The organism is Nonomuraea typhae (genome assembly GCF_009760925.1).
Classification (GTDB): Bacteria; Actinomycetota; Actinomycetes; order Streptosporangiales; family Streptosporangiaceae; genus Nonomuraea; species Nonomuraea typhae.
The window spans coordinates 83,213-95,111 of the sequence record NZ_VRLV01000022.1 but is presented as its reverse complement, the minus strand read 5'-3'; the positions used below and the strand labels follow the sequence as shown (position 1 = coordinate 95,111).

Sequence of the window (11,899 nt, the reverse complement as noted above, 5' to 3'; positions counted from 1 at the left end):
GCGCGAGGATCTAGCTCGACGAGCGTGCGGTGATCTTGGTGTAGCGCGGATCGGCCATCTTGAACTCGGGGAGAACCGTGACGACCGCGTCGTCCACGGAGAATCGGTTCGTCAGCGGCATGATCGCCGTCGCCGTCATCGACTTGCTCAAGCGGTAGTCGTCGATCGGCTCTTGGCCACGGGCTGTCCAGCCGACGAGCATGACGACGCTGAGAAGGATGAGACGTAGGAAACGCACAGTCTCGAAGCTAGGCCGGGCGGAACCGGTCCGGCCTCACCCGACGGGGTGAACCCGGTATCGCCCGTCAGGATGGAATTCCGGTTCCGCGCGGGTCTCGCTGCCGGATCCGCCGTGGGCGCTACAGCAGCCCGATCACCAGCGCCATGGCGAGAAACAGCACCAGCTGATAGCCGCTGTTGACGAGGGTCAGCTTCGGAGGCTTCAGCTCGAAGGCGTTGTGCTGGAGGAGCGTGGTCGCCGAGAACGTCAACCACGCCACGAGGCCGACCAGCAGCGCCGGCCACACGGAATCGTTACCTGTGGCCGCCGACGCGATCCCGATGCCGGCCGCCAGTCCGAGCGCCGTCACGCTGTTCGCGATGAGGAGCTGGACCATGTTCCTTCTGCTGGCCGTCTTGGAGTCTTCGGGAGCTATGCCGGTCAACCTCCACCAAACGATCCCGAAGCCCTTCTTGCTGTACCACACGAACGCCACGGCCATGCCGACGACGATGGCGAGCACGGTGGCAAGCCAGTTGATCTCCATGGCGTCACTCCTTGGTTGTCCGAGCATCGGGGCGGTCCGAGCCGTGCCCGGCGACCGCATCGAGGAGCTTGATATAATCAACCACGATGGAAAATATCAAGCACTCTTCGGGTCGCTCCTATGGGCAGTTCTGCGGACTTGCCCGCGCCTTGGACGTGGTGGGCGACCGCTGGAACCTCCTGATCGTGCGCGAACTGCTGCCCGGTCCGCTGCGCTACAACGAACTGAAGACCTCCCTCGCCGGGATCGCGACCAACCTCTTGGCGGAGCGCCTGCGGAGCCTGGAGGGAAATGGAATCGTCGAGCGGCGGCTTGGAGATGCGGGCGTCCTCTACGCCCTGACGCCGTGGGGCGCGGGGCTCCGCGAGCCGATGGAGGCGCTTGGCAGGTGGGGTGCGCCGCTGTTGGCGACAGGACGTGGCGACGACGCGTTCCAGCCGCGCTGGCTGGCGCTCGCGCTGCCGGCGATGCTACGCGGCGTGACCGCGGCTCCCGCGCTCGAACTCGGCCTCGAGGTCGAAGGCTTCCTCATGGTCCTGCACATCGACGAGAACGGCCCGCGCGCGGTCGCCGGGCCCGACGCTCGGCCGGGCACGATTCTCACGGCCGTACCAGAGATCGTCATCGGGCTTGCGGCCGGCACGTGCACGGTCGAGCAGGCGGTCTCCGCAGGACGCCTCCAGGGCGACGCCGAGGTTCTCCGCAGAGTCTTCCCCGCCCCTGGCGCGTGACCGAGTCCCCGGTGTGTGAAACACCGGGGAAGCTCGCCAGGAGGTCAGCGGCCGTGGAGCAGTGCCCGGCAGAATCTGCGATCGAGGTCGAGATACCGGCGGCAGAACGGCCGCGGCTTCCCCGGGCGGTAGTACGTGACCTTCACCTGCATGTGGTACGGCTTCCGCTCGCTGTGCGCCGGGGTCCGGGTGGACACCGTACGGGTGACCGTGACGGTTGGACGTGGCGTCATGCGCCCTGCCGCGGCCGGCGGTTTCGGGTGCTCGGACGTGCTGCTGCTTGCCGTGAACACCGCCACGGTGATCACGCATACCAGCGCGATGCTGCCCGCGGCCTGCGGCACGATCAGACGGTACGGCTTCTTCGGCAACGATCGAATCTTGGCGGACGGCGGGGGGTCATAGAGGCCGGTCACGATCTCCCCATCACCACTTTCCTCGCTCGGTTGTGGGCACTGGGCAAACGATCACCTATGTGCTTGACGGGCGATGGGAGCGCGAAGGTTTCCCGAGACGTCGATCTAGACCCGGCCCTGGCCGACTGTTTCACCATGCTTGACGCGTAAGTCCCGCGGGGGTGGCCGGGAAGAGACTGCGTGGAGCGGCCGGTGGTGTCGTGACCTGAAATACGACATATCGCAATAAATGGGGATAAAAGCCACCCGCCTGCCGTCCCCAGAAGACGGCCCAGTATCCTGGCACCCGACTTGAGGAGGTGAGACCGATTTCCGCTACAGAGACGCGGGCGATCTCGCCAACCGCAGGGGGACGCCCGCAGCACCGAAAGGCGTTCGTGTGTCACCCGAAGAAGTCGTCACCAGACTCCGTGCCGCCGGCTGTGTCTTCGCCGAGGACGAGGCGGAGCTGATCCTCTCCACCGCCGCCACCCCGGGGGAGGTGGCCGCCATGGTGGGCAGAAGAGCGGAGGGATACCCGCTGGAGCAGGTCGTGGGCTGGGCGGAGTTCTGCGGCCTGCGCGTGCGCATCGGCCCCGGGGTGTTCGTGCCGCGCCGCCGTACCGAGTTCCTGGTACGGCAGGCCGCGAAGCTGGTCCCGAGCCCGGGCGTGATCCTCGACCTGTGCTGTGGTTCCGGAGCCCTGGGCAAGGCGCTGGTGTCGCTGACCGGCGGCGAGTTGCACGCTGCCGACGTGGAACCGGCCGCCGTGGCGTGCGCGCGCGAGAACCTGGCGGGGAACGTGTACGAGGGCGACCTGTTCGACCCTCTGCCGGAGCACCTGCGCACCCGGGTGGACGTGCTCCTGGCCAACGTCCCCTATGTGCCGACAGCCGACATCGGATTCCTGCCGCAGGAGGCCAGGGAGCACGAGCCGCTGGTGACGCTGGACGGCGGCCCGGACGGCCTGGACGTCCTGCGCAGGGTGACGGCCGAGGCGCCGCGGTGGCTGGCTCCGGGCGGCCATCTGCTGTTCGAGACCGGCGAACGTCAGGCTGAGGCGGCCCGAGCGGTGGTGGAGGCGGCCGGGCTGCGCGGGCAGGTGCTGCGCTCGGCCGAATTCCACGCGACGGTCATCGTAGGCGTCAAGGAGTGAGCGGGAGGCGCACGGTCACCGACAGCCCGCCTTCGTGGCGAGGCTGCGCGCTGACGGTGCCCCCGTGCGCCTCCGCGATGGCCCGGACGATCGACAGCCCGAGCCCGGCCCCCCGGCCGGACTGCACCCGATCCCCATGACGCCGGAACGGCTCGAACAGGTCATCCACTTCGAAGGGCGAGATCACCGGCCCGGTGTTCTCGACGGTGAAGGCGGCCCCGCCGTACTCCTCCCGCAGCGAAACCCACACCCGCCCGCCCCGCACGTTGTACTTGAGCGCGTTCTCCAGCAGGTTGAACACGCAACGCTCGAGAAACAGCGGATCGCCCTCGACGACGACCGGCCGCAGATCCTGGTGAACGGTGATGTCGCGCTTGACTGCGGTGAGCTCCAGCGCGGTCCGCACGACATGCTCCACCTGGACCGGCTTGCGGGTGCCCAGCTCCTGCTCCGACTGCGCGAGCAGCAGGAGCCCCTCGATCAGCCGCTCGTAGCGGGCGTTGGTCCCCAGCAGCGCCCTGGCCAGCGCCTTGAGGTCGGGCGAGGCTTCGGGTTCCTCCAGGGACACCTCCAGGACGGTCCGGTTGATGGCCAGCGGGGTGCGCAGCTCGTGCGAGGCGTTGGCGATGAAGCGGCGTTGCGCGTCGAAGACCCGGTGCAGCCTGCCGAGCATCGCGTCGAAGGTGTCGGCCAGCCGCTTGACCTCGTCCTGCGGCCCTTCCAGCGCGATGCGCTCGTGCAACGTGCTCTCGGACAGGCGCTGGGCGGTCTCGGTCACCTTGTTCAGCGGTCGCAGCGCCCGGTCGGCGACCAGGTAGCCGATGACCACGGCCGCGATCCCGATCAGCACCATCGCGCTGACCGACCAGCGCAGGGTCTCGTCGAGCACGGCGCCGGCGCGTTGTTCCATCTCGGCCTGGGCGGCCTTGAAGACCACGTCGCCGGACGGCGGCTCGCCGCCCTGGGGGCCGCCGCCGATGACCTTGACGAACTTCTGGCTCACGGACCGCGCGGTCATCAGATAGGTGATCCACAACAACGCGCTGCCCGCCAGGAAGAACAGCCCGCCGTACAGCAGGGTGAGCCGCATCCGCAGGCCGAGCCGCTTCACAGGCGGTACCCGCGGCCGGGGACGTTCTCGATCACCGCGGGGGTGCCGAGCTTCCTGCGCAGCGAGGTCAGCGTGACCCGCAGCACGCCGGTGCCGCCGTCCGCGTACTCGTCCCACACCTTCCTGCGCAGCTCGATCGAGGTGAGCAGCTTTCCGCCGGCGCGCAGCAGCTCGTGCAGGACGTCGAACTCCTTGCGGTTCAGGCCGACGTCGGCGCCGTCGCGGGTGACCGTACGGCGGGCGGGGTCGAGCCGGATGCCCGCGCGTTCGAGGACCGGCGCCTCGCCCCGGTCGGTACGGCGGGCCAGCGTCCGCACCCTGGCCACCAGCTCGGCGAAGGCGAACGGCTTGACCAGGTAGTCGTCGGCGCCGAGCGTCAGCCCGTCCACCCGGTCGTGCAACTGCCCGGCGGCGGTCAGCATGATGATCCGGCTGCGGGACATCAGCTCGCGGCACACGTCGTCCCCGTGCACCGCGGGCAGGTCCCGGTCGAGCACGATGACCGAGTAGTCGATGTAGGAGGCCAGGTCCAGCGCCTCCTGCCCGTCGTAGGCCACGTCGACGGCCATGGCGTTGAGCCGGAGCCCGCGCGCGATGGCGTCGGCCATCTGTTCCTCGTCCTCGACGACTAGCACCCGCATGCAGGTCAGGGTCGCTGATGAGGTGTTAGCGCCAGGTAAATACGGCGGCTTATCCGCGTTTAGCACCGGCTTCGGTGAAGTGCGGTGCCATGAACCTACGCATCGTCCCGGCCGTCGCGGCCATCCTTCTGACCCTCGTCGCCTGCGGCACCACCTCCACCGGAGCGACGACCGCCGGCGCCTCCGGCGCGGCCTCGGCCAGCCCGTCGGGCAACGCCCGTGACGCCCAGCTCAAATACGCCCAGTGCATGCGCGAGAACGGCGTCAAGATGGATGACCCGGGCGACGACGGCCGCATCCAGATCAGGCTCCCCGAAGGCGTCGACAAGAGCACGGTCGACAAGGCCCAGCAAAAGTGCCAGGAACACCTCAAGGGCGTCATGGGCGACAGGGGCGCCAACGCGGACCCGGAGGCGCGCGACAAGATGGTCAAGTTCGCCCAGTGCATGCGTGAGAACGGCGTCGACGTGCCCGACCCGACGGCCAACGGCGGCATCATGATGACCGGGGGCCCCGGTGACGGCGACAAGATGCAGAAGGCCCAGGAGGCGTGCAAGCAGTTCGCGCCCGGCGCGGTGAAGAAGCCGTGAGGAAGCTCCTGGCAGCCGCCGCGGTCGCGCTCGTGGGCGCGGCCGCCGCCTGGACGGCGACAGCCGTACTCAGCGACAGCGGCACGGGTACGGCGGCGCCGACCAGGGCGCCCGCGCCGGCCACCGCGGACATCACCCGGCAGGACCTCGTCGACACCGAGACCGTGGACGGCACGCTGACCTACGCCGACGAGCGCACGGTCACCACCGAGGCGCGCGGCACCGTCACCTGGGTCCCGGAGGAGGGCGCGCTGGTCAAGCGGGGCCGCTCGCTGATGCGGGTGGACCGCGAACCCGTCACGCTCATGTACGGCAAGCTCCCCCTGTACCGCACCCTGGAGCGGGGCGTCGAAGGCCCGGACGTCACCCAGCTCGAACGCAACCTCAAGGCCCTCGGCTACGGCGACGACCTGACCGTGGACGACGAGTTCACCTACGCCACCTACCTGGCCGTCCTGGAGTGGCAGGAGGATCGCGGCCTGCCGGAGACCGGCCGGGTGGACGCCGCCCAGGTGGTCTTCCAGAAGGGCGCGGTCCGGATCGGCGAGGTGAAGACCGCGGTCGGCCGCAAGACGATGCCCGGCCAGGAGGTGTTCAAGGTCACCGGCACCAAGCGGCTGGTGCACGTGGACCTCGACACCGACGATCAGGAGCTGGCCAGGAAGGGCGCCAAGGTCACGGTCGAGCTGCCCGGCGGCGAACGCGCCAAGGGAAAGATCACCGCGGTCGGCACCGTCGCCGAGACCAGCGGCTCGCAGGAGAACCAGACCACCACCGTGGACGTGGACATCACGCTCAACAAGAAGCCCAAGACCCGGCTCGACCAGGCGCCCGTGGACGTGGAGCTGGAGAGCGAGCGGGTCAAGGGCGTGCTCACCGTCCCGGTCGAGGCGCTGCTGGCCACCAGCACCGGCGGCTTCGGCGTCGAGGTCATCGAGGGCGGCGGCAACAAGATCGTCCCCGTGGAGCTCGGCGCGTTCGGCAGCGGCCGGGTCGAGGTCAAGGGCTCCGGGCTCGCGGAGGGCATGAAGGTCGGGGTGCCGGCCACATGAGCGTCATCGAGCTGCGCCAGGTGACCAAGACCTACCACGGCGACGTGCAGGCGCTGCGCGGCGTGGACCTCACCGTCGAGTACGGCGAGCTGGTCGCGATCGTCGGCCCGTCCGGCTCGGGCAAGTCCACGATGCTCAACCTGATCGGCACCCTGGACCGGCCCACCACCGGCATCGTCCGCATCGCCGGGCACGACATCGCCACGCTCAGCGACCGGCAGCTGTCGGCGCTGCGGGCCAAGCACCTGGGCTTCGTCTTCCAGCAGTTCCACCTCTCGCCCGGCGTCAGCGCGCTGGACAACGTGGCCGACGGCCTCCTCTACACCGGCACGCCCCGCCGGGTGCGCCGGGAGAAGGCCGCCGCCGCGCTCGAACGCGTCGGACTCGGCCACCGCCTCGGCCACAAGCCCAACCAGCTGTCCGGCGGCGAACAGCAGCGGGTCGCCGTCGCCAGAGCGGTTGCCGGGGATCCGCCGCTGCTGCTGGCCGACGAGCCGACCGGCAACCTCGACAGCGCCTCCGGGGCCGAGGTGCTGCGCATCCTGGGCGACCTGCACGCCTCCGGCACCACCATCGCCGTCATCACCCACGACATGGACGTGGCCGCCTGGTGCCCGCGCCAGGTCAAGGTACGGGACGGAGCCGTCTCATGAAGCCCGCCCGGCTCAGCCCGTCGGACGTCATGCGCGTCGGCGCCGCCGGTCTGCGCAGCCGCCCCACCCGGGTGGTCCTGTCCGCGCTCGGCATCGCGATCGGCATCGCCACGATGATCGCGGTGATCGGGATCTCGTCGTCGTCCAGGGAACAGCTGCTGCGCCAGCTCGACCAGCTCGGCACCAACATGCTGACCGTCTCCGCCGGGCAGACCCTCTTCGGCCAGCAGGCCAAGCTGCCGGAGAACGCCGCCGGGATGGTCGGGCGCATGGAACACGTGCAGACGGCCGGAGCCACCGGCACCGTCGAGGCGACCGTGCGCAGGACCGCCCACATCCCGGAGGCGGTGACCGGCGGCCTCGCCGTACAGGCTGCCACGATCCCGCTGCTGAAGACCCTGGAGGGAAGCGTGGCGCAGGGCGCCTGGCTGAATGCCGCCACGGCCCGGCAGCCCGCCGTCGTGCTGGGCGCGAAGGCGGCGGAGCGCCTGGGGATCACCAGGACCGGCGTGCGGGTGTGGATCGGCAACCGCTGGTTCAGCGTGATCGGGATCCTGAATCCGATGCCGCTGGCTCCGGAGGTCGAGCGTTCGGTCCTGGTCGGGTTCGCCGCCGCGGAGACGTACCTGTCCTTCGACGGGCACCCCACCACGATCTACGAACGCTCGAGCGACGCCGCGGTGCCCGCGGTCCGCGAGGCCCTGCCGAGGACGGTGAACCCGGAGAACCCCAACGAGGTGGAGGTCAGCAGGCCGTCCGACGCCCTGGCCGCCAAGGCCGCCGCCGCGGGCGCCTTCACCAGCCTCCTGCTGGGCCTGGGCGCCGTGGCCCTGCTCGTGGGAGGGGTGGGCGTGGCCAACACCATGGTCATCTCGGTCCTGGAACGACGCAAGGAGATCGGCCTGCGCCGCTCCCTGGGCGCGACCCGCGGCCAGGTCAGGGTGCAGTTCCTGGCCGAGTCGCTGCTGCTGTCGGCGCTGGGCGGGGTGGCGGGGGCCTTCCTGGGTACCGTCGCCACGGTCGCCTACGCGGTCTCCCGCGACTGGCCACCGGTGGTCCCGCCCTGGGCCATCGGCGGCGCCGTCCTGGCCACCCTGCTCATCGGCACGGTCGCCGGCATCTACCCGGCCATGCGCGCCGCCCGCCTGTCCCCGACGGTGGCCCTGACCGTTTGAGTCACTCTCGAGGCACCTGGGAGGCGAACCACTCGAGCGCGGCCCAGAGGCGGTCGGCTCCCGGGCCGCGCAGGGCGGCGAGGGGGAAGGCGGGCCGGCCGGCCAGGCTCTCGTTGTCCTCCGGCAGGGACACCCCGGGGATCTCGTTGACCCTGAGCAGAAGCTCGCGGCGGAGCCCGATGTCGTCGAACGGCGGGCGGCGGCTCAGATGGTCGAACGTGATGTGGATCTTGCGGATGGGCGGGCTGATCGAGACGGCCCAGTAGTCGAAGTCCTCGCCGTCGAGGACGAGCAGGCAGGACGTCTCGGTTCCGCTGTAGGTGATCGAACCGCCCAGCTTGACCCACCGCTGGAGGATGCCGGTGACGGCCGGAGCCTCCTCCGGGTAGCGGCCGAGCAGGGCGTCGAAACGCTGGGACAGTTCGACGGCCGGCGCACGGGGCATCGGCAGCGCGGGCGCGGCCGTCTCCGCGGGCCGCCGCTCACGGTCCAGAACCTCGACGATGGCGGCGGCGACGGTCTCCAGGAAGTCGATGACCGCCTGGACCTCGTCGGCGTCGATGGCCAGCTTGGCGCCCGGGAGATCGGGGTCGCGGTCGGCCTCGTGGGAGATCTTGTTACGGCGGTTGGCCACGGCCGTGAGCCGGTCGGTCACGTCCTTCGGCGCGACCCGGGTCCCGCCGGAGCGCTGCGCGCTGAGCGCCTTGGCCACCTCCTCCCACAGCGGCAGGTCGCTGACCAGCGCGAACCCCTCCTTGATCTTGACCGGGTTCTGGTAGGACCGGTGGCTCAGCGACTTCTTCAGATGGTCGCGGAATCCGGCCTCCAAGGAGACGAGTCCCGCGCTCACCTCCTCGACGAGCCGCATGGGGATCTCGAAGGCCAGGAACTTCCTGGGCTTGCCGGGATCGTCCGGCCGCAGGGCGATGGCGGCCGCCCGATGGTAGATCTCCTCGTGCGCCCAGTGGTCGAGCGCCGCCACCGCCTGGACCCAGGCGGCCCGGTACAGGTCGTCCACGTCGAAGGAGCTCACCCCGAGGCCCGCCAGCAGGCGGGCGCCCTTCACGATCTGGCGGGCGTAGTCCAGGTTCTGCGTGAACACGTCGAAGGGGGAGGTCATGGATCCTCTGGGGAGATGAACCGCTCGTTGGCGGGCACGCGGGCCGGCGGCAACGTGGTCAGCAGCAGCTCACGGCGCCGGTTCCGCATGTTGCTCGACACGGTGTAGTGGAGGTCGACCAGGCGACGGGAGATGCGCCAGGCCCTGACCCTCAGGAGGTCGTCCCTTGGCGTCATCCGGCGCGCGGCATAGAGCCCGGGATCGGCCGTCAGGTCCGGATGGTTGTCGTAGGAGAGGATCCACCGGTGCTGCGCCTCCCGCCGGAGGTATTCCGCGAGGCGGTGGTGGGCGAGCCCGTCGGTCCAGGCGGCCTCCTGCATGGCGTACCCGCCGCCGGGGTCGAAGGACCGGCCGTACAGCCGCTCCGACTTGTCGATGTACGGCGGGTCCAGGTAGGAGATCACCTTGTCCGGCAGCAGGTGGGGGTACCACTCGGTGACGTCGTCCAGGGTTTCCCGCCAGTCCTTGCACCAGACGTCGACGATGCGGTTGCCGGCGTACAACCTGCCGACGACGCGCAGGCGCTCGGCCAGGTTCTCCTTGTTGAACCGGCAGTCGATCTTGTACGGGCTCTCCTGCTTCCGCCCGCCGATGGGTCCGGCGCGCCCGTGCAGGATCCCGGAGAACGTCGTCCGGTTCAGGAACAGGCACTTGACCGCCACCTCGCGGTCGTCGCGGGATCGCGGCTGCCAGGACCGCCAGTAGTCCCACCGCTGGAGGGTGATCGGCTCGTCGAGCATGCGGTCGATGAGCCAGTCGGTCTCGGCGGCGGCGATCTGCCAGAACCTGGCGACCAGCGGGTCGGCGTCGGCCAGCAGCACGCGGTCCACGAGCCCCGAGCTGACCAGCCTGAGCGAGGTGGAGGCGCCTCCGGCGAAGGGCTCGACGAAGAGGCTCGGCCTGCCCAGGGAGCGCGACGCCGACGCGACGAGCTCACCGATGGCCGCGGCCAGCCCGGACTTCGCCCCCGGATAGCGCAGGGGCGAGAGGTAGCGGATGCCGGCGGGGTCCGCGCCGTCGAGTTTCCCGATCTCGCGGACGGCCCGTGGCGTCGCGCCGATGTGGCGGGGCGCGGCGCCCGGCGTGATGCGGCGGTAGGCCAGGGCGGGGGTCGGCGTGCTCATCGGCCGGCGGGCCCGTCGTCGGGAGCGTCGCGCAGGCCGAGCTTCTGCTTGGCGACGAGCCGGAGGACGTCGGTGCCCACGCCGATCGGGTAGGCGGCCTTCGAGTGGGCGAGGGCGACGGGGATGAGCCCGTCCCGGTACATGGACGACCCCGTTCTGTCGACGACGTCGAGAATGGCCGGCAGCGAGGGATAGGCGGCCGGATCCGCCTGCCCGCCGTGGTCATCGTAGGGGGCGCCCGAGCCGGGCAGCACGGTGATCACCACAACGCGCCCGTCGAGTGAGCGGTAGAAGAACTTGCGGCCCCAGTAGGTCTCTGAACCGTAGGCGAGGGGATTGCCGGCATTGGTCATCTTGGCGATGACCTCGTCATCGACCAGGAGGAGATCGCCGGGTTTGAGCACCTCGTGGCGGACCAGCGAGCGGGCGTAGTCGACCGCCGTGCCGGTCTTCTCCACGCCGCAGACGAAGGGGCCGGGCTCCATGCTCTGGAAGTAGCCGAGGGCTCGCCCTCTGAGCTTGGCGGGCGGCCCGTAGACCGCCATCGGCCCGTCGATGACGAACAGCGTCGAGGTGAACAACTCCGTCCGCGACAGCCGCCACAGCAGGGTGGACAGGCCCACCAGCACCAGGAGCTCCACGACCTGCATGAGCCGGCCGAGCGCGGTGCTGTTCTCGCCGTCCTCCACCACCTCCTCGTAGATCCGCAGGGTGTCGGTGGGGTAGAGGGCGCTCCCGCACCTCGGGCAGGGCCGGCCCGCCTCGGGCACCGCGACGTCCTTCCACCGGCACGACTGCCGCGGGCAGTCCACGGGGACGGTGTGGGCCGGCGCCCCGGGCCGGCCGTGCAGCAGCATGAGCAGCTCCAGCAGGCTCTGGTCGAGCCGGTTCACCTCGATCTTCTTCTCGCGGAAGAGCCGGTCGACCGACTCGCGCCAGGAGTCCTCGATGGACATCCCTTCACGCAGGTAGGCGCCGGCGACCGGCATGTCCATCGAGATCAGGTTGGATTTCACCGCCTCGTGCAGCGCGACCGGATCGACGAAGCGTTCCTTGCGCTGGGCCTGCATCAGCTCCAGGTCCAGCCAGATGGCCGCCGCCTGCGCGTAGCCGTACCGCACGGAAGGCAGGCCGTCGCGCACGGGGACGACCATGAGCGAGCCGTCGACGCCGATCACCCCGGTCAGCCGATGCTCGTCGGCCCGCGCGAGCTCGGATCTGTGGCGGATCTTGGGCTGGAGCCAGGCGATGTCGCGGACGTGCTCCGCGGGGACGTAGAAGTGCGCCTCCTCGGCCAGCGCGCGGACGATCGCGTGGGTGTGACCGAGCCGTGAGGCGAGCTCGTGCTGGTCGCCTCCAGAGGTCTCGTACGGCATGGCGTCCC

General features: G+C 70.2%; 14 protein-coding genes. 6 read left to right on the top strand and 8 right to left on the bottom strand.

The features are described 5' to 3' along the window. Positions 1–10: 10 nt before the first annotated feature. Both FVE25_RS49615 and FVE25_RS49610 read right to left on the bottom strand, forming a co-directional pair. Positions 11–238 carry a hypothetical protein gene (locus tag FVE25_RS49615; protein ID WP_157254391.1) on the bottom strand — a complete coding sequence of 76 codons (228 nt, stop codon included), beginning with the start codon at positions 236–238 and terminating at the stop codon, positions 11–13. 121 nt (positions 239–359) lie between these two features. Next, positions 360–767: a DUF1761 domain-containing protein gene (locus FVE25_RS49610; RefSeq protein WP_157254390.1), complete on the bottom strand. Its 408-nt coding sequence runs from the start codon at positions 765–767 to the stop codon at positions 360–362. Positions 768–853: 86 nt separating this feature from the next. Here FVE25_RS49610 and FVE25_RS49605 point away from each other — a divergent pair, with 86 nt between their 5' ends. Then, on the top strand, positions 854–1,498 hold the full coding sequence (locus FVE25_RS49605) for a winged helix-turn-helix transcriptional regulator (protein WP_157254389.1): 645 nt from the start codon (positions 854–856) through the stop codon (positions 1,496–1,498). A 44-nt stretch (positions 1,499–1,542) separates the two neighbouring features. Here FVE25_RS49605 and FVE25_RS49600 read toward each other — a convergent pair whose 3' ends face one another. Beyond that, on the bottom strand, positions 1,543–1,914 hold the full coding sequence (locus FVE25_RS49600; protein ID WP_157254388.1) for a hypothetical protein: 372 nt from the start codon (positions 1,912–1,914) through the stop codon (positions 1,543–1,545). Positions 1,915–2,293: 379 nt separating this feature from the next. On the opposite strand from FVE25_RS49600, the gene FVE25_RS49595 reads away from it, so the two are divergent. Then, positions 2,294–3,049 carry a putative protein N(5)-glutamine methyltransferase gene (locus FVE25_RS49595; RefSeq protein WP_157254387.1) on the top strand — a complete coding sequence of 252 codons (756 nt, stop codon included), beginning with the start codon at positions 2,294–2,296 and terminating at the stop codon, positions 3,047–3,049. Here FVE25_RS49595 and FVE25_RS49590 read toward each other — a convergent pair. Beyond that, on the bottom strand, positions 3,039–4,160 hold the full coding sequence (locus FVE25_RS49590) for a sensor histidine kinase (protein WP_157254386.1): 1,122 nt from the start codon (positions 4,158–4,160) through the stop codon (positions 3,039–3,041). The genes FVE25_RS49595 and FVE25_RS49590 overlap by 11 nt on opposite strands. After that, positions 4,157–4,801: a response regulator transcription factor gene (locus tag FVE25_RS49585; RefSeq protein ID WP_157254385.1), complete on the bottom strand. Its 645-nt coding sequence runs from the start codon at positions 4,799–4,801 to the stop codon at positions 4,157–4,159. The genes FVE25_RS49590 and FVE25_RS49585 overlap by 4 nt, the downstream gene beginning before the upstream one ends. Before the next feature lie 89 nt (positions 4,802–4,890). On the opposite strand from FVE25_RS49585, the gene FVE25_RS49580 reads away from it, so the two are divergent. The 4 genes from FVE25_RS49580 to FVE25_RS49565 are packed head-to-tail and all read left to right on the top strand — an operon-like array spanning position 4,891 to position 8,271. Continuing rightward, the gene (locus FVE25_RS49580; protein WP_157254384.1) at positions 4,891–5,391 is read left to right on the top strand and encodes a hypothetical protein; all 501 of its coding nucleotides are present in this window, start codon (positions 4,891–4,893) and stop codon (positions 5,389–5,391) included. Continuing rightward, on the top strand, positions 5,388–6,443 hold the full coding sequence (locus FVE25_RS49575; RefSeq protein ID WP_157254383.1) for an efflux RND transporter periplasmic adaptor subunit: 1,056 nt from the start codon (positions 5,388–5,390) through the stop codon (positions 6,441–6,443). The genes FVE25_RS49580 and FVE25_RS49575 overlap by 4 nt, the downstream gene beginning before the upstream one ends. Then, entirely contained in the window at positions 6,440–7,096 is a 657-nt protein-coding gene (locus FVE25_RS49570; protein ID WP_157254382.1) for an ABC transporter ATP-binding protein, read from the top strand. The genes FVE25_RS49575 and FVE25_RS49570 overlap by 4 nt, the downstream gene beginning before the upstream one ends. Beyond that, positions 7,093–8,271 carry an ABC transporter permease gene (locus FVE25_RS49565; RefSeq protein ID WP_157254381.1) on the top strand — a complete coding sequence of 393 codons (1,179 nt, stop codon included), beginning with the start codon at positions 7,093–7,095 and terminating at the stop codon, positions 8,269–8,271. Before FVE25_RS49570 ends, FVE25_RS49565 begins: the two co-directional genes overlap by 4 nt. A gap of 1 nt (position 8,272) precedes the next feature. On the opposite strand, the gene FVE25_RS49560 is transcribed toward FVE25_RS49565, so the two are convergent. Genes FVE25_RS49560 through FVE25_RS49550 form a run of 3 tightly spaced genes read right to left on the bottom strand, consistent with a single transcriptional unit; the run spans position 8,273 to position 11,891 of the window. After that, entirely contained in the window at positions 8,273–9,391 is a 1,119-nt protein-coding gene (locus tag FVE25_RS49560; RefSeq protein ID WP_157254380.1) for a hypothetical protein, read from the bottom strand. Beyond that, complete coding sequence (locus tag FVE25_RS49555; RefSeq protein ID WP_157254379.1) at positions 9,388–10,515, bottom strand: DNA adenine methylase; 1,128 nt, start codon at positions 10,513–10,515, stop codon at positions 9,388–9,390. The genes FVE25_RS49560 and FVE25_RS49555 overlap by 4 nt, the downstream gene beginning before the upstream one ends. Continuing rightward, positions 10,512–11,891, bottom strand: a complete 1,380-nt coding sequence (locus tag FVE25_RS49550; RefSeq protein WP_157254378.1) for a DNA double-strand break repair nuclease NurA — start codon at positions 11,889–11,891, stop codon at positions 10,512–10,514. The genes FVE25_RS49555 and FVE25_RS49550 overlap by 4 nt, the downstream gene beginning before the upstream one ends. Positions 11,892–11,899 lie beyond the last annotated feature (8 nt).